We start from the raw sequence: 26,206 nt of genomic DNA, 5'->3' as shown, positions 1-26,206 counted from the left end.
CTCAGCCCCCCTGGACCGCGGTGAGGATCTCGACCCGGTCGCCCTCGCCGAGCAGCGTCCCGGCCCACCGGCCGCGCGGGACGACCGCCTCGTTGACCGCGGCGGCCACACCGGACGGTGCGGTGGTGAGCGTGGCGACCAGGGCGTCGAGCGTGGTCGGGGCGGCGAGCTCGCGGGACTCGCCGTTCACGGAGACGTTCATGACACTCCTACGGAGACGGGAGCGGATCCGGAAGCGGAAGCGGAAGCGGGATCGGCAGGGCCGGAAGCGGAGGCGAAACGGGCCGCGGCGAAGGGCAGCGCCTCGTCCGGAAGGGCGCCGGTCATGAGCACCTCGGCCATCACGTCGCCGGTGACGGGCGTCAGCAGCACCCCGTTGCGGTAGTGCCCCGTCGCCAGGTGCAGGCCGGGCAGGGCGGTCGGGCCGAACAGCGGTGCGTTGTCCGGGGAGCCCGGCCGGAGGCCCGCCCGGGTCTCGGTCAGCGGCAGCTCGGTGATGCCGGGCACCAGCTCGTGGGCGTCCCGCAGCAGCTCGTAGACCCCGCCCGCCGTGACCGTGGTGTCCCAGCCGAGCTCCTCGCTGGTGGCCCCGACGACCAGCTCGCCGTTCTCCCGCGGCACCAGGTACACGTGGCTGCCGCGCACCACCGCCCGGACCGTGCGCGACAGGAACGGCGCGTACGCGGACGGCACCGTCAGCCGCAGCACCTGCCCCTTGACCGGCCGCACGGGCGGCAGCACCTCGTCCGGCACGCCGCCCAGCCGCCCGCTCAGGCTGCCCGCGGCCAGCACCACCTGTCCGGCGGCGACCTCCGTCCCGTCGCCCAGGACGGCACCCGCCGCCCGGTCCCGTACCACCATCAGCCGTTCCGCCCAGGCCCGGTGGAGGACCACCCCGGCCCGCTCGCACGCGGCCACCAGCGCCGCCGCCAGCCGCCGCGGGTCGACCTGGTGGTCGCCGTCCACCCGGAGCCCGCCGCGCACACCGGGCGCCAGCATCGGTTCGAGGCGGCGGCACTCGCGTCCGCTCAGCCACTCCGACTCCAGGCCCGAACGGCTCTGCAGGGCGTGCAACTCCCGCAGGTGCGCGCGGTCGTCGGCGTCCAGGGCGACCGCGAGGGTGCCGCACGCCCGGTACCCGACGTCCGCCCCGCCGGCCGCCTCCTGCAGTTCGGCGACGAAGTCCGGGTAGCGGCGGGCCGACGCGAGGTTGAGGCCGAGGAGCGTCTCCTCGCCGTAGTGCAGTTCGGTGACCGCGGCGAGCATGCCCGCCGCCACCTGGGCGGCCCCGCCGCCCGGTTCGGGGTCGACGACGGCGGTGCGCAATCCGCGCTGCGCCGCCCGCCAGGCCGTGACCAGGCCGATGATCCCGCCCCCGATGACGAGGACATCCGGTCCTGTACGTGGATGCATGGGCGTCCAGCCCCTCCCTTCGCCGGCATGACCCGGATCAGGTTCGTACGGTCGGAGGCCGTCCAGCCTCCCTCTCAGCCCGGTGCGTCCGGGCTCCCGCGTGTGCTCTGCGGTGGCCAGACTAACCCCACTCCGCAACGCGCAGTAAGGGGCCTTCGCCGTGGCGCGCCCGCTCGGCGGCGCCGTCCTCGCGCCGGCCGCCGGCCCGGCCCCCGGCCAGGTGGGTACGCGGACCCGCAGCACCCGCCATGAGGAGCCCGCCGAGCACCCGCCATGAGGAGCCCGCCGAGCACCCGCAAAGGGGCGGCCGCGTACGAGCGGCCGCAGCGACGGGCGGACGGGCGTCCGGGGCACCGCGCCTCGGCGGCCGCGTTCGGCCGGAGGGGACGCGGGAAGGGGAGTCCCGGGAGGGCAGTGACTCCAGCGCGGTGGAGCAGCCGCCTTCCTGACGTCACGTCAGCTACGTAAGGTGAGCGGGTGAGCGAGCGGATGAGTGCGAAGCGGCCCCCGGCCGAGGACCCTGCAGGACAGCGGCCGGCGGACCGGCGACCGCCGGCCGGACAGCCCGCGGCCGGACCCGCAGGCGGGGCGACGGCGCCCCCACGGCCCCCGGCCGGGGGAACGGCCCCCGAGCCGCCGGTGGCGGACGGGCCGGCGCCCGCGCCGTCCTCCGCCGCAGTCCCGGGGGGCGGGCCGTCGCCGGGCGGGCGGCGCGTCGTCATCGCCGGGGCCGGGATGGCCGGCGTGCAGACCGCCGTGGCACTGCGCGAACAGGGCTTCACCGGCCCGGTGCTGCTGATCGGCGCCGAGCCCCACCAGCCGTACGACCGGCCGCCGCTGTCCAAGGCGGTCCTGCTCGGCAAGGCGGAGGGCTCCGCCTTCGAGGTCGACTTCGAAGCCCTCGGCATCACACTGCGCCTGGGGGTGGAGGTCACCGGCGTACGCCCCGGCGCGCACGAGGTCGACACCGAGGCCGGGCCGGTTCCGTACGACGTCCTGGTGGTGGCGACCGGGTCCGTGCCCGTCACGCTGCCCGGCACCGAAGGCATCCGGGGCGTCCACCTGCTGCGCACGCTCGACGACGCCGAGCGGCTGCGCCCCGTCCTGGCCGACCAGCACGACATCGTGGTCGTGGGCGCCGGCTGGATCGGGGCCGAGTTCACCACGGCCGCCCGCGAGGCCGGTTGCGCGGTCACGGTGGTCGAGGCGGCCGGCCGGCCGCTCGCGGGCGCACTGCCCGCCGAGGTCGCGGCCCCCATGGCCGAGTGGTACGAGGAGAGCGGCGCCGCCCTCCTCACGCACGCGCGCGTGGCGCACGTCGAACCCGGCGAGGTGGCTCTGGACGACGGCCGGCTGCTGCCCGCGGGGGCCGTGGTCGTCGGCATCGGCGCGCGGCCCGCCACCGACTGGCTCAAGGGCTCCGGCATCGAGCTCGGCGAGGACGGTGCGATCGTGGCCGACGACCATCTGCGCACCTCCGTCCCCGACGTGTACGCCGTCGGCGACTGCGCCTCCTTCCCCTCCGCCCGCTACGGCGAACGGCTGCTCGTCCACCACTGGGACAACGCGCTCCAGGGCCCGCGCACGGTCGCGGCCTGCATCGTGGGCGAGGCGCCCCGGGCGTACGACCCGGTGCCCTACTTCTGGTCCGAGCAGTTCGGCCGCTTCGTGCAGTACGCCGGCCATCACGCGGGCGCCGACACCCTGGTGTGGCGGGGCGACCCGGCCGGCGCCTCCTGGTCCGTGGCGTGGCTGTGCGACGGCGCGCTGCGGGCGCTGCTGGCGGTGGGCCGCCCCCGCGACCTGGCGCAGGGCCGCAAGCTGATGGAGGCGGGCACGGTGCTCGATCCGCAGCGCGTCGCCGACCCTTCCGTCCCCCTGAAGGCCGCGGCCCAGCGGTAGTCCGGCGCGCCCTCGGCGTAGCCCGGGTACCGACTGTCGGTCCGGGATGGCACGCTTGTCCCGTGACCGAGATTGACGCAAAGACCGATGCTCTCGTCCCTGCCTGGCTGCACCTGCCGGACATCGCGGACCTGCTTGGTGTCGAGGTGACGCGGGTGCGGCAGCTGGTCAAGGAGGGCCAGCTGATCGCCGTGCGCCGCGGTGAGAACCGGACGCTTCAGGTGCCCGCCGCCTTCATCAAGGACGGCAAGGTGCTGAAGGGTCTCGCCGGGACCCTGACCCTGCTGAAGGACGACGGCTTCACCGACGAAGAGATGCTGGAGTGGCTCTTCACCCCCGACCCGTCCCTGCCGGGCACCCCCGCGCAGGCGCTCAGCGAGAATCGCGGTACGGAGGTGAAGCGCCGCGCCCAGGCGCTCGCCGTCTGACGTAACCGACGTACCGAACCACACCGACACCAGGTGGTGCGCGCGACGGGCCCGGCTGCCCGGCGCCCGTCCCGCGCACCACCGCACCCACGGGGGGAACACCTCATGTCCACCGCACGCGCGCTCCTGTCCGACGCCCGGCTCTACCTGTGCACGGACGCCCGCAAGCGGCAGGGGGACCTCCCCGCGTTCCTCGACGCCGTCCTCGCCTCCGGTGTGGACGTCGTCCAGCTGCGCGACAAGGGCATGGAGGCCGGCGAGGAGCTGGAGCACCTGGCGGTCTTCGCGGACGCCTGCCGCCGCCACGGCAAGCTGCTCGCGGTGAACGACCGGGCCGACGTGGCGCACGCCATCGGCTCCGACGTACTGCATCTGGGCCAGGGCGACCTGCCGGTCCCCGCCGCCCGCGCCATTCTCGGCGACCGGGTGCTGATCGGCCGCTCCACGCACGCCGCGGCGGAGGTGGACGCGGCGGTCGCCGAGCCGGGCGTCGACTACTTCTGCACCGGCCCCTGCTGGCCCACCCCCACCAAGCCGGGGCGCTACGCGCCGGGCCTGGACCTGGTGCGGTACGCGGCCTCGCTGGAGCAGGACCGGCCGTGGTTCGCGATCGGCGGCATCGACGCGGACAACCTGGACGAGGTGCTGGACGCCGGCGCCCGCCGGATCGTCGTCGTCCGGGCCATCACCGAGGCGGACGACCCCGCGGCGGCCGCGGCGGCGCTCGCCAAGCGGGTGCGCGAGCGGTCCGCCTGAGCGGCCGGAGCGCCGCGCGCCACCCGGAGCCGTGACGCCGGGAGACGCGGCTCGGCCATGTTTTGTCCGAGGCGTGGACAACAAACCGGCGAATCCGGCAAATCACCCCTCTCCTGTTGGGTGGCCGACCCACCCTCGCTAACCTGCGGGTATGGCCCTTGGCACACCCTCCACCAGGTCGGATCGCGCCCTCACCGTGCGCGATCTGCTCGCGACCGGCAAGACGACGTACTCCTTCGAGTTCTGGGCGCCCAAGACGGAGAAGGGCGAGCGGAACCTCTGGAACGCGCTGCGCCGGGTCGAGGCGGTGGCGCCGAGCTTCGTCTCCGTGACCTACGGGGCCGGCGGCTCCACCCGCTCCGGGACGGTGAAGGCCACCGAGCAGATCGCCGCCGACACCACCCTCACCCCCGTCGCGCACCTCACCGCGGTGAACCACACCATCGCCGAGCTGCGCAACATGATCGGCCAGTACGCCGACGCCGACATCCGCAACATCCTCGCCGTCCGGGGTGACCCGCCCGGCGACCCGATGGGCGAGTGGGTCCCGCACCCCGAGGGAGTGCGGTACGCCGCCGACCTCGTCCGGCTGATCAAGGAGTCGGGCGACTTCTGCGTGGGCGTGGCGGCCTTCCCCGAGATGCACCCCCGCTCCACGGACTGGGACACGGACATTCGTCATTTCGTGGACAAGTGCCGGGCGGGCGCCGACTACGCGATCACCCAGATGTTCTTCGATCCCGAGGACTATCTCCGGCTGCGCGACCGGACGGCGGCCAAGGGCTGCGACACGCCGATCATCCCGGAGATCATGCCGGTCACCAGCGTGAAGCAGATCGAACGGTTCGCCCGGCTCAGCAACGCGCACTTCCCGCCCGCCCTGAAAGAGCGGATCCTCGCCGTCCAGGACGATCCGGCCGCTGTACGCTCCATTGGCATCGAGTTCGCAACGGAGTTCGGCGCTCGTCTGCTGTCCGAGGGTGCCCCCGGGCTGCACTTCATCACGCTGAACAACTCCACTGCGACGCTCGAGATCTACGAAAATCTCGGACTGCACGAGCAGTCCTGACCGGCCGTACCCGCTCCGTGACGGGGCGGCGGCCGTACGAGAGGGGCGGGCATGGGCTGGACGGTCCTCTACATCGCGTTCGGAATCGTCGCGTTGTGGCTGCTCGGTGAGGTGCTCCTGCAGTACAAGGCACGGCTGCGCTGGCGCCTGCTCGCCTTCGCGGGCTTCCTGGGCGTGGTCGTGGGCGTGCTGCTGCCCTCCGTCGCGGTGATCATCGCCGGCGCGCTCGCGTTCGCGGTCGGCCAGACGTACGTCACCCTCTCGTTCCGCCGCGGCTTCTCCACCGGCTGGGCGCTGGGCGGCAGCCCCGGCGCGAGCCGCCGGCGCAAGTCCGGCGCCGCCGCGGCGGAGGGCGGTCCCACGCTCCAGGTCACCGACCTCGACTACGACACGCCCGAACCGCCGGCCGCGCCCGCCGAGACCACGGCCGTCTACGAACCCCAGCCCCTGCCGGACGAGACCGGGCAGTACGGCGTCTACACGGGTCCCACCAGCACCGGCGCCGCCGCCTCCTCCGGGCCCGCCGCTGCCTACGGGTTCGAGCAGACCGGGACCGACGCGTACGCCGACCGGAACGCGTCGTACGACTCCGGCTTCGGGAGCCACGCCCAGCCCGGGTACGAGACACAGGACGCCTACACCTACTCCGCCTCGTACGACTACGGCACCGGACAGCAGCACTACGCCGCCTACTCCGACCCGTACATCGGCCCCAGCGGCGCCCCCGGCGCCCAGCCGTACGGCGCCTACGACGGCTACGGCGGCCAGCTGCCCTACCCGGACGCCTACGGCGACGGCGGCCACGCCGACACGCCACCCGGCGGCGTCTGGGTGCCGCAGCAGCGCGACGGCGAGCAGCAGTACCCCCCGCCGCCGCCCGGGCAGTCCTCGCCGTACGGCTACGACCCGAACGACTCGCAGTACCGCTACTGAGCCGGGCCCCGGGGCCGTGCCGCACCGCCCGCGGTACGGCTACCGGGAGCCGCGGAAGTCCGCGCCCTCCACGATCAGCCCGGCCACCAGCGCACCCGACATCCCGGCGTGCGCCAGCCCCCCGCCCGGATGGGCCCATCCGCCGGCGAAGTACAGCCCCGCCAGCGGTGCCGGGTTGGCGGCGGGCAGCAGCGTTCCGCCCGCGCCCGCCAGCGCCGGCCCGGGCACCCCGTACGCGCCCGTCTCCCGGAGCGTGTCGGCGGGGGTGCGCACCACGCGCCACAGCAGTCGCTCCCGCAGCCCCGGAACGGCGGCCTCCGCGGCCGCGGTCATCCGGTCGGCGAACGCGGCCGCCTCCGCCTCCCGGTCCTCGCCCCACAGGTTGTCCGACGCCCACGCGCCGCCCCCGGGAACGGTCGCGGTGACGGTGACCGCCTCGTGCCCGGCGTCGGGGCGCAGCAGGTCGTCGTCGGGGCGCAGCACCGTCACGGTCGGCCGGTCGCACAGCCGGCCCGCGGCGAGGGCGTCCAGCTCGTCCTCACGGTCGGCGGAGTGCACCACCGTGCGGTGGACGGCGTCCCCGGGCCGGGCGCCCCGCAGCGCCAGGAACACCGTCACGCGCCCGGTGCGCACCGCCGACTGGTAGCGGGGCCACTCGTCCTGGCTGCGCCACTCCAGGACCTGGTCCCGGTAGAGCGAGGGAACGGGCGCGCCGGCCACCACGTGGTCCGCCTCGGCCACCCGGCCGCCGGTCAGCTCCACGCCCACGGCGCGGCCGTCCTTCGCCACGACCCCGGTCACCTCGGCACCGAAGACGAACTCGACCTTCCGGGCCAGGCACCGCTGGTACACCGCGTCGGCCAGCGCCCGGATGCCGCCGGACACGTACCAGCTGCCGAAGGTCTGCTCCATGTAGGGCAGCACGGCGGCGGACGGGGGAGCGGTGGCCGGGTCGAAGCCGTAGGAGAGCGCGTAGCTCTCCAGCAGCGCCGCCAGCCGGGGATCGCCCAGCTCCCGGCGCCCCACGCCGGCCAGCGTGGTCGCCGCACGGCGCAGCAGACCGCTCCTGAGCGCCGGGTACGGGTCACGGTCGAACGGCGACACGTCGGCGGGCAGCGGTTCCTCCAGCAGCGGCCGGCGCGAGCGGTCCCACGCGTCCCGCGCGCGATTGAGGAAGCCGCCCCAGCGTTCGCCCGCGCCCGCGCCGAGCGCCGCGTCCAGCGCCGACACGACACCGGCGCGCGAGGCGTTGGGCAGGGACACGGTCGTGCCGTCGGCGAACACGTGCCGGCTCGCCGGATCCACCTGGGTCATCCCGACGCACCGCTCCAGCGGCTCCTTGCCGGTCTTCACGAAGAGGTCGCGGTAGACCGCGGGCAGGTGCAGCAGACCCGGTCCGGTGTCGAAGGCGAAGCCGTCGCGCTCGAACCGGCCGACCGCACCGCCGTACGTCCCCGCGCGCTCGTACACCGTCACCCGGTGGCCCGCCACAGCCAGCCGTGCCGCCGCCGCCATGGCGCCCATCCCGGCGCCGATCACCGCAATCCGTGCCATGCCAGGGACCTTATCCGGCGCCGCCGACAGCGCCGCGCCTGGGCATGAACGCGCAGCTCTGAGTATCCGTACCTAGGTCATGAGATGAGTAGGGCGGCGGATGGGGCCGGACCCGCGCGGACGGAAGAGTGGAGGCCACGGAAGGGGCGCGGGGCCGGCACCGCCGGCACGGGGCGGCGGAACGGCGCCGCGCGCCTGACGGAACGGGGATACGGGGAAGAGGGAACGGGGGCGGGGGCCCCGGGACAACGGGGTCGGAAGACCACGGGGACCCGGGGAAACGGGGCCGGAAGGCCCCGGGAAACGGGGAAACGGGGCCGGAAGGCCCCGGGAAACGGGGGAGCAGGAAAACGCCGCGGGAACGGGGGGACGGGGGAGAACCCGCGGGACACGGGGGAACGGGGGAAGCGGGGGGGGGGGGGGGGGGGGGGGGGGGGGGGGGGGGGGGGGGGGGCGCGGGGCGGGGGGGCCGGGCGGCCCCCCCCCCCCCCCCCCCCGCGCTCCGGGGCCACCGCCAACCCGCGGGGGCCCGGGGGGGCGGGGGCACACCCCGGGGCCCCGGGGGCACGGGGGCACGCGCCGGTGCGCATGGGCTCGGGGGGATCGAGCCCATGCGCACCGGCTTTCCGTCGTCCGGAGCTACCCCCGGCCGCCCACCCGGCCGTGCAGCAGCCGGGACAGGGCGGCGTGGACGTCGTCGATGGAGCGCTCGCTCTGGAACGCCTGCCAGTCCAGCGCCGCCACCAGCACCATGCCGACCAGCGCGGCCGCCGTCAGCGGGATGTCGATCTCGTCGCTCAGCTCGCCGTTCGCGACGCCCTCGCGCAGCACCGCCTCGACGACGGCGACCGCCTCCTGGCGCACCACCAGGAGGGTGGACTGCCACGCCCTGTTGGTGCGCCACAGCTCGGCCACGTACAGCTGGGTGAAGGCCGGGTAGCGGTCGATGAAGAGCAGGCCGGCCCGGATCATGGCGTCCAGGGCCTCGACCTTCGTCCCGCCGCGCGCGGCGGTGTCGTCGGCGGCCGCCCGCAGCGACGCCGTGAGCAGTCCCACCCCGTGGCGCAGCAACTCCTCGAAGAGCTCCGTCTTGCTCTTGAAGTTGTAGTAGACGGTGCCCTTGGCCACTCCGGCGCGTTCCGCGATCTCGTCCACGGTCGTGGCCGAGAAACCCTGCTCGGCGATGAGGGTCACGGCGGCCTCGTACAACTTGGTGCGAGTGGCCTGCCGTCTGTTGCTCCGGGTGTCCATGGGGACGATTCTCACAGGTCTCTCCCCCTCTACAGGGTCAGCTCGGGGTGCAGGCGGTCCAGGGTCCACACCTGCTTGCGCCGGGCGGAGAGGGCCGTCAGCGCGAGCGCGCCCAGGGTGAAGGCGGCCAGGACCGCGCAGCCCTGCCAGACCGGACCGAGGCCGCCGCCCGTGATGAGCCGGCGCAGCGCCTCGACGACGTACGTCATCGGCAGGAAGGGGTGGATGGCGTTGAAGAAGCCCGGGCTGGTCTGGACGGGGTAGGTACCGCCGGCCGAGGTGAGCTGGAGCATCAGCAGGGCCAGCACCAGGATCCGGCCCGCCGCGCCGAAGCGGGCGTTCAGCCACTGGATGATCGCCGCGAAGCAGCAGGTCACCAGCGCGAGGAAGGCGACCGTCCCGGCGGCCTGGGCCATCTTCAGGCCGAGGCCCCAGCGCAGTACCGACATGAGCGCGGCCACCTGGAGCAGGCCGATGGCGGCCACCGGCAGCCAGCCGGCCAGCGCCGTGCGCCAGGCCGAGGCCCCGGCGGCCAGGGCCCGCCGGTTGAGCGGCTGGATCAGCATGTACGCCACCATCGCGCCCACCCAGAGGGAGAGCGGGATGAAGTAGGGGGCGAAGCCCGTGCCGTAGTTGGGCGCCTTGTGCAGCGACTGCGAGGCCAGCTCGACCGGGTCGGCCATGACCTCGGTGCGGCGGTCGCGGTCCTTCTTGTCGTAGTCCGGGATCTTGTCGACGCCCTCGTTGAGGCCCTGGGCGAGCTCGCTGGAGCCGTCGGCGAGCTTGAACAGGCCGCCGTCCAGTTCCCCGGCCCCCTTCTTGAGCTTCCCGACCCCGGTGTCCAGCGCGCTGGAGCCGGTCTTGGCGCTCGTCACCCCGGTGTGCACCTGGTCGGCGCCCGTGGCGACCGCGTGGGCGCCGGCGTTCAGCTCATTGATCTTCGTGACGGCGTACTTGAGGTCGCTGTCGAGGTCGGGTGCCCGCTTGGCGAGGGCATCGGCCTTCTTCTCCAGATCGGCGAGCTGCGCGTCCAGCTTCTTCAGGTCGCCGTTGCTGTCCTTGGACAGCTCGTGCACATCGTCGGCGATCTTGGCCACGTCGGCGGAGGTGACCTTCGCGCGCTCCATGACCGGGCACCACTGGGGGTCCGGGACCGGCGCGTCCTCGCAGCGCTCCTTGTGGAGGCCGGCCAGGGCGGTGGCGTCCCTGTGGGCGTTCTCGCGCAGGGTGGGACCGGTCTTCACGATCAGATCCAGGTTGTGGCGCATGGCGGCCGACAGGTCCGAGACCAGGCGGGCCGAGTCGCCGATCTTCTTGCCGTTCTCCTTCAGGTACGGGCGGACGTCGGCCGCCACCCCGTTGACCTTGTCGGCCAGCTTCTGCGTACCGTCCGCCACCTGCCGGGCGCCCGTCTCGACCTGCCCGGCGCCCTTGTCGAGCTCCTTCAGGCCACCGGCCAGCTTGCCGCTGCCCTTCTTGGCGTTCTTCAGGCCGTTCGCCAGGTCGGCGGAGCCCTTCTTGGCCTTGCCCACGCCGTCCTTGACCTGGTCGGCACCCTCGGCGGCCTTCTCGGTCGCGTCGTGGATGTCCGAGAAGGAGATGAAGATCCTGTCCAGGAAGGAGCGCGACGACTTGGTCGAGGCGGCGGTGCGCACCTCGGAGAACACCGTCCGGGAGATCTGCCCGACGATGTAGTTGTTGGCGTCGTTCGTCCGCACCTTCAGGGCGCCCGTCTCAGGGGCGTCGCCCGAGCTGGAGGCGATGCGCTTGCTGAAGTCGCCGGGCATGGTGAGGGACAGGTAGTACGTGCCGTTCTCCACGCCCTCGCGCGCCTCGGCGTCGCTCACCTCGTGCCACTGGAAGACCTTGCTCTCCCGCAGTCCCTCGGTGATGTCGTCGCCCGCGTTGACCTTCTTGCCGTCGGCGGTGGCGCCCTTGTCCTCGTTGACCAGCGCGACGGGGATCTTGTCGAGCCTGCCGTACGGATCCCAGAAGGACCACAGGTACAGCGCGCCGTACAGCAGCGGCAGCAGCAGGATCGCGACGAGCGCGGCGCGCGGCAGCTTCCCCCTGCCGAACCGCTTCAGCTCAAGCGCGGCCAGTTTCGGCGAGCGCATCGGCCGTCCCCTCCTCGGTGGTGCGGATCGTGATGGTGTTCCCGGGGGCCTCGCTGCACACCGCCAGCACGGTGGTGCCGCCGTCGGCGATCGACCGCAGCATCCGCCAGGCCTCGGTCCGGTCGGCGCCGGACAGCTTGAGGTCCGCGTCGTCGACGGCCAGCAGACGCGGCGCGCCGATCAGGGCGAGGGCCACGGACAGGCGCAGCGCCTCCAACCGCTCGAGATCGCGCACGGAGGTGCGCTCCCCCTTGGGCAGCGCCTCCACCTCCAGGCCCGCCGCCTCCAGCGCGGCCTCGATGCGGGCGCGGGAGGCCGCGGCCCGCTCGGCGCGCGGGCGCAGCAGGGCGAGCGGGGAGGCGTCGAACCGGCGCTGCAGCAGCGCGCGTTCGCGCAGGTGCTCGGCGACGGTGAACGCCGGGTCGAGGTCGCTGACCCCCGGCACGGGGCCGAGGGCGCTGATACGGCGTACGGCGGCCATCTTCCGCGGCAGCCGCAGACCGGCGACCTCGGCGTGGCCCTCGGTGGGGCGCATGCGGCCGGTGAGCGCCAGGAGCAGGCAGGTGCGGCCGGAACCCGACGACCCCTCCAGGGTCACGAGGTCACCGGGCGCGGCCTCCAGGGACACGCCCCGGAAGACCCAGCCGCGCGGCCCCTTCATCCCGAAGCCCTCGGCCACCAGCGCCGCGCCACGCGGCTCCTGGGCGGAGGAGGCAGCGGCCGGGCGGCTGTCGCGGGCGCGGGCGGCGTCGGTGGCGGCCCCCGCGCCGGTGCCGGTGTCGCCGGCGGCGGTGTCGGTGCCGATGTCGGTCTTTGTGCCGGGGGCGGTGGCGGATGCGGTGCCGGTGTCCGTGCCGGAGGCGGTGGCGGCCGGGGTGCCGGTGTCGGTCCCGCTGCCCGTCGCGGTGCCGGTGTCGGCGGCGGCGGTGGCGGCGTCGTCGGACGCGCCGCCGGGGCCGTCCTCCGCGGCTTCCGTTCGGCTGCCCTCGGCTGCCGTGCGCTCGTCCGCGTGGTCCGCGGCTTCCGTACGGCCGTCCGCGCGGTCCTTCGCGTCCTCGGCCGGCTTCTCCGTATCCCCCGCGCGGTCCTGCGCGTCCGCGGCGCCGTCCGCGGGCGCTCGATCGGGGCCCTCGGCGCCCTTCGTGCCCTTGATGTCGTCGGTGCTGCCGGTGCCGTCGCCGAGGTCCGTACGGCCGGTGCGGTCGGGATCCTCGGGTATGCCCTTGTCCACGACCCTCCCCCCACATTCTTTGAACTGACCAGTCAGTCCAAAAACTACATCCGAACGCACGCGTGAAGCAAAAGCGCAGCTCAGCGCCGATTGTCAGTGGCGACCTGCACGATGGGCCCATACGGCCACAGCGCCGTCCCGCGACGACAGGAGGTTCGTCATGGCCGGTTCGAACGCAGCAGCGCGTGACGTCCACCCCGTGCTCCGCCGCGCCTCGGCGCCGCCCGCCGCACTGGACCTGCTCGCCCAGGCGCACGCCGGCCTCGACGAGGCGGCCACCCTGGAGACGCCCAACGAGCGGTACGCCACGGCCCACCTCGCCGCCCTCCGCGCCGCCGCCGCGGTGCTCGCCGCCCGCGGCCGCCCCGAGGCCACCCCGCGCAAGCGGCAGCAGATCCGCAGCGCCTGGGAGGTCCTTCCCGAGATCGCGCCCGAGCTGACCGAGTGGAGCGCCCTGTTCGCCTCCGGGGCGGCCCGCCGGGCCCGGGCGGAAGCCGGCATACAGGGCGCGGCGAGCGCCCGCGCCGCCGACGACCTGATACGCGACGCGACCGTGTTCGTGCGGCTGGTCGAGCGGTTGCTGGTGCTCCAGCCGGTGCTGCCCCGGCCGAGGGTGCGGCAGCCGGGTGCGGAGGACGGCACGGGGTGAGCCGGGGGGTGGCCGGCGACGGCACGCGAGGCCATAGGGTGGGAAACGTTCATCACCCTCCCGAGGAGTCAACTGCCGTGTCGGACCCGCAGCGCCCCCGCGCCTCCCTTCGTACCGCCGTGGTGTGGGACGTCCTTGAGGACGCCCTCGACCGCAGGGTCAAGGCGACCGGTAAGGACAGCCTGGACGTCCTCGACACCGGCGGCGGCAGCGGGAACTTCGCGGTGCCCGTCGCCCGCCTCGGGCACCGGGTCACCGTCGTGGACCCCAGCCCCAACGCCCTGTTCGCCCTGGAGCGCCGGGCCGGCGAGGCCGGTGTGGCCGACCGGGTGCGCGGCGTCCAGGGGGACGTGCACGGCCTGTTCGACGTCGTCGAGCGCGGCGGCTACGACGTGGTGCTGTGCCACGGCGTCCTGGAGTACGTGGACGACCCGGCCGAGGGCGTCCGCAACGCCGTCGAGGCCCTGCGACCCGCCGGTGCGCTCAGCCTGCTCGCCGCCGGGCTCGGCGGGGCCGTCCTCGCCCGCGCGCTCGCCGGGCACTTCACGGAGGCGCGGCACGCGCTGACCGACCCGGCCGGGCGCTGGGGCGAGGGCGACCCCGTGCCCCGCCGCTTCACCGTGGAGCAGCTCACCGAGGTCGTCGAGGCGGCCGGCGTGGAGGTCGGGGCGGTCCACGGCGTGCGGGTCTTCGCCGACCTGGTGCCCGGTGTTCTGGTCGACACCGAGCCGGGTGCGCTGGACGCGCTGCTGCGGCTGGAGGCGGCGGCGGCCGAGCTGTCCGCGTTCCATTCGGTCGCCACGCAGCTGCACGTCCTGGGCGAAAAGCGGGGCTGACGCGGGCAGCGGGCTGATCAGCGGCGCAGCGGCAGACGGAGTACGTCACACACCCCCCGATCGCCGTCGGATCCCCGTATGATCGAGGGACACCATCCGGCATGACGGATCGGAGGACGGGGAATCAACGCCTCACCAGCCGAACCGGCATGGCGGCCCGATCGGTGAATCGGGACAGAGGGCGGGTTTCACGGGGGCGATTCCCTGCCTATCCTGAAAGGGCCGCATACCGGTCGCCCCCCGCGACCGACGACGAGGAGGACTCCGTGCCGCTCTCGGAGCACGAGCAGCGAATGCTCGAGCAGATGGAGCGAGCGCTGTACGCCGAAGATCCCAAGTTCGCGACAGCGCTCGAGGGAAGCGGGCTGCGTACGTACACCCGGCGACGGGTCTACCAGGCGGTCGCAGGCTTCCTTGTGGGTATCGCGCTCCTCATGGCCGGAATGGTCGCCCAGCAGATCTGGATCAGCGTGGTGGGTTTTCTCGTCATGCTCGGCTGCGCGGTCCTGGCGGTCACCGGTTGGCGCAAGGCTCCCAAGCCGGGCGAGCAGCAGTCACCGGCGGGCGCTCCGGCTCCCGGCCGGCAGGCCAGGCAGCGCCGTTCGATGATGAACCGGATCGAGCAGCGGTGGCAGCGCCGCCGCGACGAACAGGGCCACTGAGCGCGCAGACGGCCGTCACCTGTGCGGCAGCGCGCAGGACAACCGCATCGTGAGCACGCGCGTGCGCGTGCATAGGGCTGAGGGGTGACCGCTTCCGAGCGGTCACCCCTCAGCCATGCCCTCTTGGTGCGCAGACCGCGCCATCGGCCCGGCGGCGGCGCGGCTGTGCGGCGCCGGGGCTCACGAGCCGCCCCCTCGGAGCGGTGACGCGAAGCCATCGGCTCGGCTCTGCTTGGCCCGGCTGGGTACGGCTCGGCGCTCGCCGCCGGGCAGGGCGTTCCTCGGCCACCGGGCCCCGCAGGCACAGGCCCTGGCAGAGGCAACAGACGCAGCCGCCGCCCGCCGGTGCCGGGGCGCCGCCCGTGGACCGGGGGCCACGGGCGACGGCCTCAGCCGCGTTGGCGGGAAGGACGGCGCAGGGCGCCCGACCAGCGGGTGGTCAGACGGTGGCGCGCCGCCGCCCAGCGTCCGGCGACCGCGGCCCAGCGGGCCGACAGCGCCCACAGCACCTGGACGGCCGAGCGCGGTGCCAGCGTGGCCCGCAACCGCGGTAGCGCGCCCAGCGGGGCCCGCAGGCCGGTCCGGATCCGCGCCACGTCCTCGGCGAGCCCGGTCGCGGGCCGCGGCCGCGGGGCGTAGAGCACCTGCTCCACCGCGCCCGCCGTCCGGTGCACCGCCTCCGCCGCCGGACCCTCCAGCCGGCCCAGCCGCACGATGCGCTCGGCGGTCCTGCGGGGCGTCTGCGACTCGTCCGGCGCGACACCGTGGTCCCAGGCCGTGTCGATGACCTCCCGCCAGGCCGCCAGCGTCCGGGCCGCCGCGTCCTCGGCGGTGCGCCCGCCCGGACCCAGCCGGCGTGAGGTCACCCGCATCCGCCAGAGCATCGGAAGCAGCGGTACCAGCAGGGCCGCCGCCACGCCCAGCGCGGCCAGCAGGACCGTCGTCAGCGGCGTACCGGGGTCGGCGGGCGTCACGGCGCCCGGCGCCGCGGTCTCGCCGCACTCGCCCAGGCGCCGCATCTGCGGGGTGCAGGTGGGGTCGGCCGACGGTGCCGCGGACGGCGCGGCCGAGGCGCTCGCCTCGGGCTGCGCTGGCGCGGGCGCCTCGCCCGAGGGTGCCTCCGGCCGTGTGTACTCGGGCACCGAGCCCCGCGTCGGCGTCGGCTCGAACCGCAGCCACCCCACGCCCTCGAAGTACAGCTCCGGCCAGGCGTGCGCGTCCCGGATGCCCACCGACATGACGCCGCCGCCCTGCTGGGTCCCGGGTGTGAAGCCGACCGCGACCCGCGCCGGTATCCCCAGCGTCCGGGCCATCGCCGCCATCGAGAACGAGAAGTGGACGCAGAAGCCCTTCTTCGCGGTCAGGAACCGGGAGATGGCCGCGACCCCGGTGCCCGACGACACCTGGGTGTCGTAGGTGAAGCCGCCCTCCGCCGCGAACCAGTCCTGCAGCTTCACGGCCCGCTCGTAGTCGTTGGCCGCGCCCGCGGTCACCTTCAGCGCCGTGGCCTTCACGTCCCGCGGCAGCGCATCCGGCACGTTCGTGTACTCGCGCGCCAGTGTCCCGGGCGGCGCCGGGGCGTCGGCCAGCTGCTTCGGCGTCGGCTGCACGAGCAGGCTCGTCACCGTGTACTGCTTGCCGCGTGTGGTCTGACCGTCGTCGCCGACGAGCATCCGTCCAGCCGGCTCGTACCGCCAGCGCCCCTCGATGGCGACGGAGGTCGCCGGGTAGGGCAGCGGCAGCCACTTCTGCTCGTAGGAGTCGGCGGCCGAGATGTTGGTGGTGACCGACACGCCGCCCACCGCCTCGCTCAGCCCTTCCGGGCGGGGCAGCTGCGCCGGGACGTCCTCGACCTTGCGCACCGACGACCGCCACGACGTGCCGTCGAACTGGTCGAGCGCGACCATGCGCAGGTACATGCCGGAGGGGTCCTGGGCGTTGGTGCGGTACCGCAGCACCTCCCGGTCCTCGGGCTGGTTCAGGTTGTCCTGGAGGGACACGAGCGGGTTCACCGCCGAGATGGTGCCCCCGCCGCCCTCACCCCGGCCGTTGCCCGCGGTGTTCAGCAGCCCGCCGCTGAGCGACGGCAGCACCGCCGGCACCACCATCGCGATGCCCAGGGCGACCACACCGATCCGCCGCCCGGTGCGCACCGGGGCGGTCGCGCCGCCTCCCGGTGTCAGCAGCCCGGACGGGCCGTTGCCCCGGGACGGCGCCGCGCCGCCGAACACCCGGCCCCACTGGGAGAGCCGGTCCCGGCCTTCCGCCAGCAGGAGCAGCAGGTAGCCGGAGGCCGCCAGCAGGAACCACAGCCAGGTCGCCCCGCCCCCCGAAAGGCCGGCGGCCACCGAGTACAGCGCCAGCAGCGGCAGGCCCGCGGGCGCCGCACTGCGGAAGGTCACCGCGAGCGCGTCGACCGCCAGCCCGATCAGCAGCACACCGCCGATCAGCATCAGCCGGATGCCGGCGCTCGCCGGGGCCGGTATCGCGTACTGGCCCACGTCGTCGGCACCCGCCTGCAGCAGCTCGCCGAGCCGCTGGATCGCCTCGGGCCCCGGCACCACGGCCGCGAGCGCCTGCTCCCGCGCGAAGACCACGGTCAGCATCACCACGGCCAGCACGGCCTGGACCACCACGATCAGCGGCCGGGGCAGCGGAACCCGCCGCGCCAGCGCGCCCACGACGCTCTGGATCCCCAGCAGCAGGGCCGCATGGGCGATCCAGTCGACCTTGTCGACCAGCGGCACCAGCGCGCCCGACGCCATCAGCGTGGCGGCGTACGCGCACAGCGCGAGCCTCGCGCGACCGCTCATGACCAACCCCCTGCGAATGCCGTCGCACCGCCGCCCGGCGCGCCCGGCTCCAGCGGCGCCGAACCGGCGTGCCGCCACACCTCGGCGAGCGATGCCCGCGGCGGCACCGCCACCGCGGTCCACCCGGCCTCGCGCAGCCGGCACACGCTGTCGAGGGCGGCCCCGCCCGCCGGGCGCCCGTTCGACCACGAGCCGCTGTCCAGTACGAAGGCGACGGCACCGCCGCTGCCCCGCCGCATCCTGGCGGCCATCGCCGCCTGCTCCTCGTCCAGGTCACCGATGAAGGCCACCAGCAGCCCTTCGCCCCCGCTCCGCAGCACGTCGTACGCGCGCGACAGCCCCGCCCCGTCGGAGTGGTCGACGACCGCGAGCGTGTCCATCAGCAGCCCGGCGGCGTCCGCGGAGTCCTGCGTCGCCCCGGCGAACCCGTCGGCGCCCTCCCCGGGCAGCACGCTCCCGGTGTCCGTCAGCAGCCGCACCGCGAAGCCCCGTTCCAGCATGTGCACCAGCACCGAGGCGGCGCCCGAGACCGCCCACTCGAAGGCGGAGTCCGGCCCCGCCCCCTGGTAGGCCACCGCGCGGGTGTCCAGCAGCACCGTGCACCGGGCACGCTGCGGCTGCTCCTCGCGCCGCACCATCAGCTCGCCGAGGCGCGCGGTGGACCGCCAGTGCACCCGCCGCAGGTCGTCGCCGTAGCGGTACTCGCGCGGGATCACGTCGTCCTCACCGGCCAGGGCCAGCGAGTGCTGCAGGCCGTCGCCGTACCCCGCGCCCTCACCGGCCAGCCGCACCGGCGGCAGCGACTCGGTGCGGGGTATCACCGTGAGCGTGTCGTACGCGCTGAAGGAGCGGGTCAGCTCGCACATCCCGAAGGGGTCGTTCAGCCGCAGCTGGAGCGGGCCCAGCGGATACCGGCCGCGCAGGTCGGACCGGACCCGGTACGACACCTCGCGCCGCCCGCCCGCCTCGACCCGGTCCAGCACGAACCGGGGCCGCGGCCCCAGGACGTACGGCACGTGGTCCTGGAGCATCAGCAGCCCGGTGGGCAGCCGGGAGACGTTCTCCATCCGCAGGTGCACCCGCGCCTCGCCGCCCGCCGGCACGCGCCGCGGGGACAGCCCCCGGCCGGCCGTCACCCGGTAGCGGGTGCGGTACAGCACGAGCACGCACACCAGCGGCAGCACCATGAGCAGCAGGCCGACCCGCAACAGGTCGCCCTGCCCCAGCACGTACGCGCAGACCGTCGCCGCGACACCGGCCGCGAGGAACGACCGGCCGCGCGTGGTGAGCCCGCCGAGGGCGTCCCGGACACCGCCGCCCCGGCTCTCGCCGTCCGCGGCGGCGGGCACGGGGGCCGCCATCAGATCCGCCGGACGCCGGGCTGCGGCCGGCCGTAGAGCGGGGCGGGGGCCACGGGCTGCCGGGCGGCCGTCGGCACCGGGGTGCGCTGGAGTATCTCGATCACGACCTGCTCGGAGGTGCGCCGGTTCAGCTGGGCCTGCGACGTGGGCAGCAGCCGGTGCGCGAGGACCGGCACCGCCAGCGCCTGGACGTCGTCCGGCAGGGCGTAGTCCCGGCCCTGGAGCGCCGCCGACGCCTTCGCGGCGCGCAGCAGGTGCAGCGTGGCGCGCGGCGAGGCGCCCAGCCGCAGCTCGGGATGGCTGCGGGTGGCCCCGACCAGGTCCACGGCGTACCGCCGGATCGCCTCGGCCACGTGCACCGTGCGCACAGCGTCGATCAGCTTCACGATGTCGTGGGCGTGCGCCACCGGCTGGAGGTCGTCCAGCGGGGACACGGAACCGTGGATGTCGAGCATCTGCAGTTCCGCCTCGGGGCTCGGGTAGCCGATCGAGACACGGGCCATGAAGCGGTCGCGCTGCGCCTCGGGCAACGGGTAGGTGCCCTCCATCTCGACCGGGTTCTGCGTGGCCACCACCATGAAGGGGCTGGGCAGTTCGTAGCTCTGCCCGTCGATGGTGACCTGCCGCTCCTCCATCGACTCCAGCAGCGCCGACTGCGTCTTCGGCGAGGCGCGGTTGATCTCGTCGCCGATCACGATCTGCGCGAAGATCGCGCCCGGCTTGAATTCGAAGTCGCGGCGCTGCTGGTCGTAGATCGAGACGCCGGTGATGTCCGACGGCAGCAGGTCGGGCGTGAACTGGATCCGCCGGACCGAACAGTCGATGGACCGTGCCAGCGCCTTGGCCAGCATGGTCTTGCCGACGCCGGGCACGTCCTCGATGAGGAGGTGTCCCTCGGCGAGCAGCACGGTCAGCGAAAGCCGTACGACCTCAGGCTTGCCCTCGATCACAGCCTCGACCGACCTGCGGACACGCTCCGCTGTGGTGGTCAGATCTGTGAGGCTCGCTCGATCGTCATAGGTCGTCACCCGGCCCTCCTCGGCCCGTTCCATGGGCCGTGCGCGGCTGACGGCCCGGCCCACCCTTGAAACACGGACACCGTCTCCGAACCATTCAGCGACGGTGTCTCCCCGCATTCTTGTTGGCGTTACCCGTGCGTGTCACTCGGCTGTGGATAACCCTGGGCGATATGTCGGAGGTTGTGGCGTTCCGGGTGGTGCCGGGCTCCGGAAATCGGTCGGGAATCGGTCAGGAAGCGGGGTCGATCTCGCGCAGCAGACCCGTGTGCACGTCGAACACGAAGCCCCGCACGTCCTCGGTGTGCAGCAGGAACGGCGAGGTGCGGACCCGCTGCATGGACTGCCGTACGTCCTGGTCGACGTCGCGGAACGCCTCGACGGCCCACGTCGGACGCTGCCCGACCTCTTCCTCCAGGTCCTGGCGGAACTCTTCGGTCAGTTTCTCCAGGCCGCAGCCGGTGTGGTGCACCAGCATCACGCTGCGGGTGCCCAGCGCGCGCTGGCTGATGGTGAGCGAGCGGATCACGTCGTCGGTGACCACGCCGCCGGCGTTGCGGATGGTGTGGCAGTCGCCCAGCTCCAGGCCGAGGGCGGCGTGCAGATCGAGCCGGGCGTCCATGCAGGCGACGACGGCGACCTGCTGCACGGGGCGGGCGTCCATCCCGGGGTCTTCGAAGCCGGCGGCGTAGCGCTTGTTCGCCTCGACGAGACGGTCGGTGACCGTACCGCCGGTGCGGACATCGGTGGTCGAGGTGTGCGCGGAAGTCGACATGCCACCGACGTTAATGGTCACAGTGGCCGGAAGCCCGCAGTGAGACGGGACAAAGAACATCAACGTGTCTTGTTGTGAGGTAACCCACAGGCCGGTGTGCAGGGGCTCGTACGGGTGAGACGTCCGCAATGATCCGGCTTGCGTTCGCGCCCCGTGCGACGCGCTGGCCGGTTGATTGACCGGACGGGGGAGTGGACTAAAGTGACGCGAAGTTCACGGAGACATTGAGCGAATCACAGAGAATTCCGCAGTTTCTCCCCCGCGTGTGCGGCGGTACGTACGGCTCGGCCTCCTTCCGCTCGCCGGTCGGCCGACGCCCGACCCGGCCCGGCCCGGCAGTACGTGCGGCCGCGCCGAATCTGGAAGGGCGCATGAGCGAGACCCGACACGTCCCGGTGATGCTCCAGCGGTGCCTGGACATGTTGGCCCCGGCGCTGGGGGAGCCGGGTGCGGTGGTCGTCGACTGCACGCTCGGCCTCGGCGGCCACAGCGAGGCGCTGCTGACCCGGTTCCCCGAGGCCCGCCTGATCGGCCTCGACCGGGACAAGGAGGCGCTGCGGCTCTCCGGCGAACGGCTCGCCCGCTTCGGCGACCGCGCCACCCTCGTCCACGCCGTGTACGACGAGCTCCCCGCCGTGCTCGAACGCCTCGGCGTGCCCCGCGTCCAGGGCGTCCTGTTCGACCTCGGCGTCTCCTCCATGCAGCTCGACGAGGCGGACCGCGGCTTCGCCTACGCCCAGGACGCCCCGCTCGACATGCGCATGGACCAGACGACCGGCATCAGCGCGGCCGAGGTCCTCAACACCTACCCGCCCGGCGAGCTCGTGCGCATCCTGCGCCAGTACGGCGAGGAGAAGCAGGCCAAGCGGATCGTGGCGGCGGTCGTACGGGAGCGGGAGAAGGAGCCCTTCACCACCAGCGCCCGGCTCGTCGAGCTGATCCGCGACGCCCTGCCGCAAGCCGCCAAGCGCACCGGGGGCAACCCCGCCAAGCGGACCTTCCAGGCCCTGCGCATCGAGGTCAACGGCGAGCTCTCGGTCCTGGAGCGGGCGATCCCGGCAGCCGTCAAGGCCCTCGCCGTCGGCGGCCGCATCGCCGTGCTGTCGTACCACTCGCTGGAGGACCGGCTGGTCAAGCAGGTGTTCACGGCGGGCGCCACCAGCACGGCCCCGCCCGGCCTGCCCGTCGTGCCGGAGCAGTACCAGCCGCGGCTCAAGCTGCTGACGCGCGGCGCCGAACTCCCCACCGAGGAGGAGATCGCCGAGAACCGCCGCGCCGCCCCGGCCCGGTTCCGGGCGGCCGAACGGATCAGGGAGGACGTACGGTGAACCACGGCTGCGACACCGGCCGCTGCCGCGGCGGGGTGAACGGGGCGTTCAGGTGACCGGAGCGGGACCTCTGAAGGGACGGGCCGCGCGGCTCGCGCGGTTCATGCCGTCCGGGCCCACCACCGCGGCCCGCACCCCCTTCGTCCTGCTGGTCGTCCTGCTCCTCGGCGGCGGCCTGATCACCCTGCTGCTGCTCAATTCGTCCCTCAACGAGGGCTCCTTCAAGCTGAGCGAGCTCAAGAAGAGGACCACCGAACTCACCGACCAGGAGCAGGAGCTCCAGCGGGACGTGGACGACCGCTCCGCCCCCGACGCGCTCGAACGCCGGGCCAGGGAGCTCGGCATGGTGCCCGGCGGCAGCCCCGTCTTCCTCGACCCCGACGGCACCGTCCGCGGCGTCCCCGCCCCCGCGGCGTCCCCGCCCGCCTCCACGACCCCCGGCAGGTGACGCAGTGCCCCCGACGCAGCCCCCGCGCCGACGCGTACCGGCCCCCGCGCGCCCCGACGGCCGCCGCCCGCGCCGCACCCCCGGCACGTCCGGCAGAACGCCCGCCAAGGCCCGCCCGCGCACCATGCGCCTCGCCAGCCCCCGCCCGCGGCTGCGCCTGGTCAGCCTCGGCCTGACGCTCGTGATGCTGGCCTTCGTCGTGCGGCTGCTCCAGGTCCAGGCCGTCGACGCCGACGCGTACGCCGCCAAGGCGGGGAAGAACCGCTACCTGAGCCACGAGCTCACCGCCGAGCGCGGCGAGATCACCGACCGCGCCGGCATCGCGCTCGCCGCCAGCGTCGACGCGTACGACATCACCGCCGACCCCAAGATGTTCACGCCCGAGGAGAGCAAGGCCCCCGACGCCCCCGAACAGGCCGCCGCCCTCCTCGCCCCCATCCTCGGCAAGGACCCCGCCGAGCTGGTCAAGAAGCTCAAGGCGCCCAAGTCCCGCTACGCCCTGCTGGCCCGCCGCCAGACCCCCCAGGTCTGGAACCAGATCAAGGACCTGAAGAACGTCTTCGCCGAGAAGGCCCGCGCCGAGAAGGCCAAGGGCGGCACCGGCGTCAGCGTCCTCGCCGGCGTCTTCAACGAGCCCAGCAGCACCCGTGTCTACCCCAACGGCAACCTGGCCGCCGGGATACTGGGGTACGTCAACGCCGACGGCCACGGCGGCGGCGGCCTGGAGTCCATGCTCGACGAGGAACTGGCCGGCAAGGACGGCGAGATCACCTACGCCCAGTCCGGCGGCCGCCGGGTGCCCACCGCGGGCGCCCGCGAGACGCCCGCCGTCCCCGGCTCGGACATCGAGCTGACCATCGACCGCGACATCCAGTGGGCCGCCCAGCAGGCCATCACCGAGCAGGTCGAGGCCTCCGCGGCCGACCGCGGCTACGTGATAGTGCAGGACGTGCGGACCGGCGAGGTGCTGGCCATGGCCAACGCGCCCGGGTTCGACCCCAACGACCTCTCCCGGGCCGACGCCGCCGCCATGGGCAACGCCGCGCTCCAGGACGCGTACGAGCCCGGCTCCACCAGCAAGGTCATGTCGATGGCCGCCGTCCTGGAGGAAGGCGTCGCCACACCCTCCACCCACGTCGTCGTGCCCAACCGGCTGCACCGCGGCGACCGGCTCTTCAAGGACGACATCGACCACCCCACCTGGTACCTGACGCTCAATGGCGTCCTGGCCAAGTCCAGCAACATCGGCACCATCCTGGCCACCGGCCAGCTCGGCGACACCCAGGCCGAGTCGAACCGCATCCTCCACTCCTACCTGCGCAAGTTCGGCATCGGGCGCCCGACCGGCCTCGGCTACCCCGGGGAGACGTCCGGGATCCTCGCCAAGCCGCAGGACTGGTCCACCTCGCAGCAGTACACGATCCCCTTCGGCCAGGGCCTGTCCATCAACGCCATGCAGGCGGCGTCCGTGTTCTCGACCATCGCCAACGGCGGCGTCCGCATCGAACCGACCCTGGTCCGCGGCACCAGGGGCCCCGACGGCCGGTTCACCCCGGCCCCCGCACCCGGGAAGACCCGCGTGGTCAGCGAGAAGACGGCCAAGACCCTCGCCGCGATGCTGGAGTCGGTGGTCGGCAACGAGGAAGGCACCGGCACCAAGGCCGCCATCCCCGGCTACCGCGTCGCCGGCAAGACCGGCACCGCCAACCGCGTCGACCCCGAACTCGGCCGCTACAAGGGCTACACCGCCTCCTTCGCCGGCTTCGCACCCGCCGACGCACCGCGCGTCACGGTCTACTGCGCCATTCAGAACCCCACCCGGGGAAGCTACTTCGGCGGCCAGATCTGCGGCCCCATCTACAAGAAGGTCATGGAATTCGCCCTGAAGACCCTGCAGATCCCCCCGACCGGCAAGAAAGCCGCCCGGCTGCCGGTCACCTTCGAACCCGGTGAGTGAGCCGACGGGAGCCCCCAGTGACATCCACCACCCCCGACCCCGCGGGCCGCTCCGGCACCCGTACCGCACCGGCGGCCTCTTTTGGCCCGATGACGGGTGCGCCCGGTACGCTCACCGCCGTGCCACACGCTGATCAGTCCCGAACCACCCCGAAGGACGCCCCCGCGAAACAGCCGGGGACTCCCCGTCCGGCCCGGGTCCGCCCCACACCCCTGGGCGAACTCGCCGCCCGGCTGGACATCCCGTCCCCGGGCAGCGCGGAGGTGTCCGGCATCACCCACGACTCCCGGGCCGTACGCCCCGGGGACGTGTACGCCGCGCTCCCGGGCGCCCGCCTCCACGGCGCGGACTTCGCCGGCCAGGCCGCCGACCTCGGCGCCGTCGCGATCCTCACCGACCCGACCGGCGCCGAGCGCGCGGCCGCCACCGGCCTGCCGGTGCTCGTCACCGACGACCCCCGCGGCCGGATGGGGGAGCTCGCCGCCGACATCTACGGACGGCCCGGCGGCGACCTGCTCCAGATCGGCATCACCGGCACCTCCGGCAAGACCACCACCGCCTACCTCGTCGAGGGCGGCCTCAAGGCGGCCGGACACCGCACCGGACTCATCGGCACCGTCGAGATGCGCATCGGGGACGAGCGCATCAAGTCCGAGCGCACCACCCCCGAAGCCACCGACCTGCAGGCCCTGTTCGCCGTGATGCGCGAACGCGGCGTCGAGTCGGTCGCCATGGAGGTCTCCAGCCACGCCCTCGTGCTCGGCCGGGTCGACGGCTGCGTCTTCGACGTCGCCGTCTTCAACAACCTCAGCCCGGAGCACATGGAGTTCCACTCCGGCATGGAGGACTACTTCCAGGCCAAGGCGCAGCTGTTCACCCCGCGCCGCTCCCGCCAGGGCGTGGTCAACCTCGACGACACGTACGGACGCAGGCTCACCGAGGAGGCGTCCGTCCCGGTCGTGACCTTCTCCGCCGAGGGCCACCCCGACGCCGACTGGCGTGCCCAGGACGTCGAGATCGGCCCCCTGGGGAGCACGTTCACCATCCTGGGCCCCAAGGGCGAGCGGGTGACCGCCAGGGCGCCGCTGCCCGGTCCGTTCAACGTCGCCAACACCCTCGCCGCCGTCGTCACCCTCGCCGTCGCCGGCGTGGACCCGCAGACCGCCGCCGACGGCATCGCGGCGGTTCCCGGCGTCCCCGGCCGGCTGGAGCGCGTCGACGCGGGCCAGCCCTACCTCGCGGTCGTCGACTACGCCCACAAGACCGATGCCGTCGAATCGGTCCTGCGCGCCCTGCGCAAGGTCACCGAGGGCCGGCTGCACATCGTGCTGGGCTGCGGCGGCGACCGGGACGTCACCAAGCGCGGCCCCATGGGCGCCGCCGCGGCACGCCTCGCCGACACCGCCGTACTGACCTCCGACAACCCCCGCTCCGAGGATCCGCTCGCGATCCTCGCCACGATGCTCGCGGGCGCCGCGGAAGTGCCCGTCCACGAGCGCGGCGAGGTCGTCGTGTTCGAGGACCGGGCCGCCGCGATCGCCGCCGCCGTCGCACGCGCCCGGCCCGGGGACACCGTGCTGGTCGCGGGCAAGGGCCACGAGCAGGGCCAGGACACCGCAGGGGTGGTACGCCCCTTCGACGACCGGCAGGTGCTGCGCGAGGCCATCGTGGAGCGCGCCAATCGACACGAGAACAGTCAGGGATGAA

General features: G+C 73.9%; 22 protein-coding genes and 1 riboswitch. Of the genes, 12 read left to right on the top strand and 10 right to left on the bottom strand.

Annotated elements, in window-relative coordinates; all coding sequences use genetic code 11:
* Position 1: 1 nt before the first annotated feature.
* Both thiS and thiO read right to left on the bottom strand, forming a co-directional pair.
* Complete coding sequence (gene thiS, locus ACIA79_RS13290; protein WP_399428323.1) at positions 2-202, bottom strand: sulfur carrier protein ThiS; 201 nt, start codon at positions 200-202, stop codon at positions 2-4.
* Positions 199-1,413 carry a glycine oxidase ThiO gene (gene thiO / locus ACIA79_RS13285; RefSeq protein WP_399428322.1) on the bottom strand — a complete coding sequence of 405 codons (1,215 nt, stop codon included), beginning with the start codon at positions 1,411-1,413 and terminating at the stop codon, positions 199-201. The genes thiS and thiO overlap by 4 nt, the downstream gene beginning before the upstream one ends.
* A riboswitch (TPP riboswitch) is annotated at positions 1,411-1,523 on the bottom strand. Its footprint overlaps the gene before it by 3 nt.
* 625 nt (positions 1,524-2,148) lie before the next feature.
* Between thiO and ACIA79_RS13280 the strand changes: the two genes are divergently transcribed.
* The 5 genes from ACIA79_RS13280 (at position 2,149) to ACIA79_RS13260 (ending at position 6,501) form a co-directional block, all read left to right on the top strand.
* Positions 2,149-3,315, top strand: coding sequence for an NAD(P)/FAD-dependent oxidoreductase (locus tag ACIA79_RS13280; protein ID WP_399428321.1), 1,167 nt, complete (start codon positions 2,149-2,151; stop codon positions 3,313-3,315).
* A gap of 62 nt (positions 3,316-3,377) precedes the next feature.
* Complete coding sequence (locus tag ACIA79_RS13275; RefSeq protein WP_399428320.1) at positions 3,378-3,743, top strand: Rv2175c family DNA-binding protein; 366 nt, start codon at positions 3,378-3,380, stop codon at positions 3,741-3,743.
* 105 nt (positions 3,744-3,848) lie between these two features.
* Positions 3,849-4,499 carry a thiamine phosphate synthase gene (thiE, locus tag ACIA79_RS13270; RefSeq protein WP_399428319.1) on the top strand — a complete coding sequence of 217 codons (651 nt, stop codon included), beginning with the start codon at positions 3,849-3,851 and terminating at the stop codon, positions 4,497-4,499.
* A gap of 151 nt (positions 4,500-4,650) precedes the next feature.
* The gene (metF, locus tag ACIA79_RS13265) at positions 4,651-5,568 is read left to right on the top strand and encodes a methylenetetrahydrofolate reductase [NAD(P)H] (protein ID WP_399428318.1); all 918 of its coding nucleotides are present in this window, start codon (positions 4,651-4,653) and stop codon (positions 5,566-5,568) included.
* A 51-nt stretch (positions 5,569-5,619) separates the two neighbouring features.
* Entirely contained in the window at positions 5,620-6,501 is an 882-nt protein-coding gene (locus ACIA79_RS13260) for a hypothetical protein (RefSeq protein WP_399428317.1), read from the top strand.
* A gap of 39 nt (positions 6,502-6,540) precedes the next feature.
* On the opposite strand, the gene ACIA79_RS13255 is transcribed toward ACIA79_RS13260, so the two are convergent.
* The 4 genes from ACIA79_RS13255 to ACIA79_RS13240 form a co-directional block, all read right to left on the bottom strand.
* Positions 6,541-8,055 carry a phytoene desaturase family protein gene (locus tag ACIA79_RS13255; protein ID WP_399428315.1) on the bottom strand — a complete coding sequence of 505 codons (1,515 nt, stop codon included), beginning with the start codon at positions 8,053-8,055 and terminating at the stop codon, positions 6,541-6,543.
* A 639-nt stretch (positions 8,056-8,694) separates the two neighbouring features.
* A complete protein-coding gene (locus tag ACIA79_RS13250; protein ID WP_399428314.1) occupies positions 8,695-9,306 on the bottom strand; it encodes a TetR/AcrR family transcriptional regulator in 612 nt (203 codons plus the stop codon).
* Between the two features lie 29 nt (positions 9,307-9,335).
* Positions 9,336-11,423, bottom strand: coding sequence for a YhgE/Pip family protein (locus tag ACIA79_RS13245; protein WP_399428313.1), 2,088 nt, complete (start codon positions 11,421-11,423; stop codon positions 9,336-9,338).
* A complete protein-coding gene (locus ACIA79_RS13240; RefSeq protein WP_399428312.1) occupies positions 11,395-12,654 on the bottom strand; it encodes an ATP-binding cassette domain-containing protein in 1,260 nt (419 codons plus the stop codon). Before ACIA79_RS13240 ends, ACIA79_RS13245 begins: the two co-directional genes overlap by 29 nt.
* A 160-nt stretch (positions 12,655-12,814) precedes the next feature.
* Between ACIA79_RS13240 and ACIA79_RS13235 the strand changes: the two genes are divergently transcribed.
* The 3 genes from ACIA79_RS13235 (at position 12,815) to ACIA79_RS13225 (ending at position 14,801) form a co-directional block, all read left to right on the top strand.
* On the top strand, positions 12,815-13,303 hold the full coding sequence (locus tag ACIA79_RS13235; protein ID WP_399428310.1) for an SAV_6107 family HEPN domain-containing protein: 489 nt from the start codon (positions 12,815-12,817) through the stop codon (positions 13,301-13,303).
* Between the two features lie 77 nt (positions 13,304-13,380).
* Entirely contained in the window at positions 13,381-14,139 is a 759-nt protein-coding gene (locus ACIA79_RS13230) for a methyltransferase (RefSeq protein ID WP_399428309.1), read from the top strand.
* 266 nt (positions 14,140-14,405) lie between these two features.
* A complete protein-coding gene (locus tag ACIA79_RS13225; protein WP_399428308.1) occupies positions 14,406-14,801 on the top strand; it encodes a DUF3040 domain-containing protein in 396 nt (131 codons plus the stop codon).
* Positions 14,802-15,190: 389 nt separating this feature from the next.
* On the opposite strand, the gene ACIA79_RS13220 is transcribed toward ACIA79_RS13225, so the two are convergent.
* The 4 genes from ACIA79_RS13220 to ACIA79_RS13205 all read right to left on the bottom strand — a co-directional run bounded on the left by ACIA79_RS13220 (position 15,191) and on the right by ACIA79_RS13205 (position 20,766).
* Positions 15,191-17,614: a DUF3488 and DUF4129 domain-containing transglutaminase family protein gene (locus ACIA79_RS13220; RefSeq protein ID WP_399428307.1), complete on the bottom strand. Its 2,424-nt coding sequence runs from the start codon at positions 17,612-17,614 to the stop codon at positions 15,191-15,193.
* Positions 17,611-18,975 (bottom strand): DUF58 domain-containing protein, encoded by a 1,365-nt coding sequence (locus tag ACIA79_RS13215; RefSeq protein WP_399428306.1) that lies wholly within the window; start codon positions 18,973-18,975, stop codon positions 17,611-17,613. The genes ACIA79_RS13220 and ACIA79_RS13215 overlap by 4 nt, the downstream gene beginning before the upstream one ends.
* On the bottom strand, positions 18,975-20,003 hold the full coding sequence (locus ACIA79_RS13210) for an AAA family ATPase (protein ID WP_399428305.1): 1,029 nt from the start codon (positions 20,001-20,003) through the stop codon (positions 18,975-18,977). The genes ACIA79_RS13215 and ACIA79_RS13210 overlap by 1 nt, the downstream gene beginning before the upstream one ends.
* Before the next feature lie 220 nt (positions 20,004-20,223).
* Positions 20,224-20,766, bottom strand: a complete 543-nt coding sequence (locus tag ACIA79_RS13205; RefSeq protein ID WP_399428304.1) for a beta-class carbonic anhydrase — start codon at positions 20,764-20,766, stop codon at positions 20,224-20,226.
* Between the two features lie 371 nt (positions 20,767-21,137).
* Between ACIA79_RS13205 and rsmH the strand changes: the two genes are divergently transcribed.
* Genes rsmH through ACIA79_RS13185 form a run of 4 tightly spaced genes read left to right on the top strand, consistent with a single transcriptional unit; the run spans position 21,138 to position 26,205 of the window.
* On the top strand, positions 21,138-22,094 hold the full coding sequence (gene rsmH / locus ACIA79_RS13200; RefSeq protein ID WP_399428302.1) for a 16S rRNA (cytosine(1402)-N(4))-methyltransferase RsmH: 957 nt from the start codon (positions 21,138-21,140) through the stop codon (positions 22,092-22,094).
* 52 nt (positions 22,095-22,146) lie between these two features.
* Positions 22,147-22,542, top strand: coding sequence for a septum formation initiator family protein (locus ACIA79_RS13195; RefSeq protein ID WP_399428301.1), 396 nt, complete (start codon positions 22,147-22,149; stop codon positions 22,540-22,542).
* Positions 22,543-22,546: 4 nt separating this feature from the next.
* The gene (locus tag ACIA79_RS13190; protein WP_399428300.1) at positions 22,547-24,499 is read left to right on the top strand and encodes a peptidoglycan D,D-transpeptidase FtsI family protein; all 1,953 of its coding nucleotides are present in this window, start codon (positions 22,547-22,549) and stop codon (positions 24,497-24,499) included.
* A 17-nt stretch (positions 24,500-24,516) separates the two neighbouring features.
* Positions 24,517-26,205, top strand: a complete 1,689-nt coding sequence (locus ACIA79_RS13185) for a UDP-N-acetylmuramoyl-L-alanyl-D-glutamate--2,6-diaminopimelate ligase (protein WP_399428299.1) — start codon at positions 24,517-24,519, stop codon at positions 26,203-26,205.
* Position 26,206: the final 1 nt, after the last annotated feature.

This window comes from Streptomyces sp. NPDC051310, assembly GCF_044455245.1.
Taxonomy (GTDB): Bacteria; Actinomycetota; Actinomycetes; order Streptomycetales; family Streptomycetaceae; genus Streptomyces.
Note: the sequence above shows the minus strand (reverse complement) of the source record. Positions and strands in the feature narration are given on the sequence as shown.

Excerpts from the sequence above, each read along its gene's own strand:
- thiS (WP_399428323.1), bottom strand. The coding sequence starts at position 202 with ATGAACGTCTCCGTGAACGGCGAGTCCCGCGAGCTCGCCGCCCCGACC.
- thiO (WP_399428322.1), bottom strand. The coding sequence starts at position 1,413 with ATGCATCCACGTACAGGACCGGATGTCCTCGTCATCGGGGGCGGGATC.
- ACIA79_RS13280 (WP_399428321.1), top strand. The coding sequence starts at position 2,149 with ATGGCCGGCGTGCAGACCGCCGTGGCACTGCGCGAACAGGGCTTCACC.
- thiE (WP_399428319.1), top strand. The coding sequence starts at position 3,849 with ATGTCCACCGCACGCGCGCTCCTGTCCGACGCCCGGCTCTACCTGTGC.
- metF (WP_399428318.1), top strand. The coding sequence starts at position 4,651 with ATGGCCCTTGGCACACCCTCCACCAGGTCGGATCGCGCCCTCACCGTG.
- ACIA79_RS13260 (WP_399428317.1), top strand. The coding sequence starts at position 5,620 with ATGGGCTGGACGGTCCTCTACATCGCGTTCGGAATCGTCGCGTTGTGG.
- ACIA79_RS13255 (WP_399428315.1), bottom strand. The coding sequence starts at position 8,055 with ATGGCACGGATTGCGGTGATCGGCGCCGGGATGGGCGCCATGGCGGCG.
- ACIA79_RS13250 (WP_399428314.1), bottom strand. The coding sequence starts at position 9,306 with ATGGACACCCGGAGCAACAGACGGCAGGCCACTCGCACCAAGTTGTAC.
- ACIA79_RS13245 (WP_399428313.1), bottom strand. The coding sequence starts at position 11,423 with ATGCGCTCGCCGAAACTGGCCGCGCTTGAGCTGAAGCGGTTCGGCAGG.
- ACIA79_RS13235 (WP_399428310.1), top strand. The coding sequence starts at position 12,815 with ATGGCCGGTTCGAACGCAGCAGCGCGTGACGTCCACCCCGTGCTCCGC.
- ACIA79_RS13220 (WP_399428307.1), bottom strand. The coding sequence starts at position 17,614 with ATGAGCGGTCGCGCGAGGCTCGCGCTGTGCGCGTACGCCGCCACGCTG.
- ACIA79_RS13215 (WP_399428306.1), bottom strand. The coding sequence starts at position 18,975 with ATGGCGGCCCCCGTGCCCGCCGCCGCGGACGGCGAGAGCCGGGGCGGC.
- ACIA79_RS13205 (WP_399428304.1), bottom strand. The coding sequence starts at position 20,766 with ATGTCGACTTCCGCGCACACCTCGACCACCGATGTCCGCACCGGCGGT.
- rsmH (WP_399428302.1), top strand. The coding sequence starts at position 21,138 with ATGAGCGAGACCCGACACGTCCCGGTGATGCTCCAGCGGTGCCTGGAC.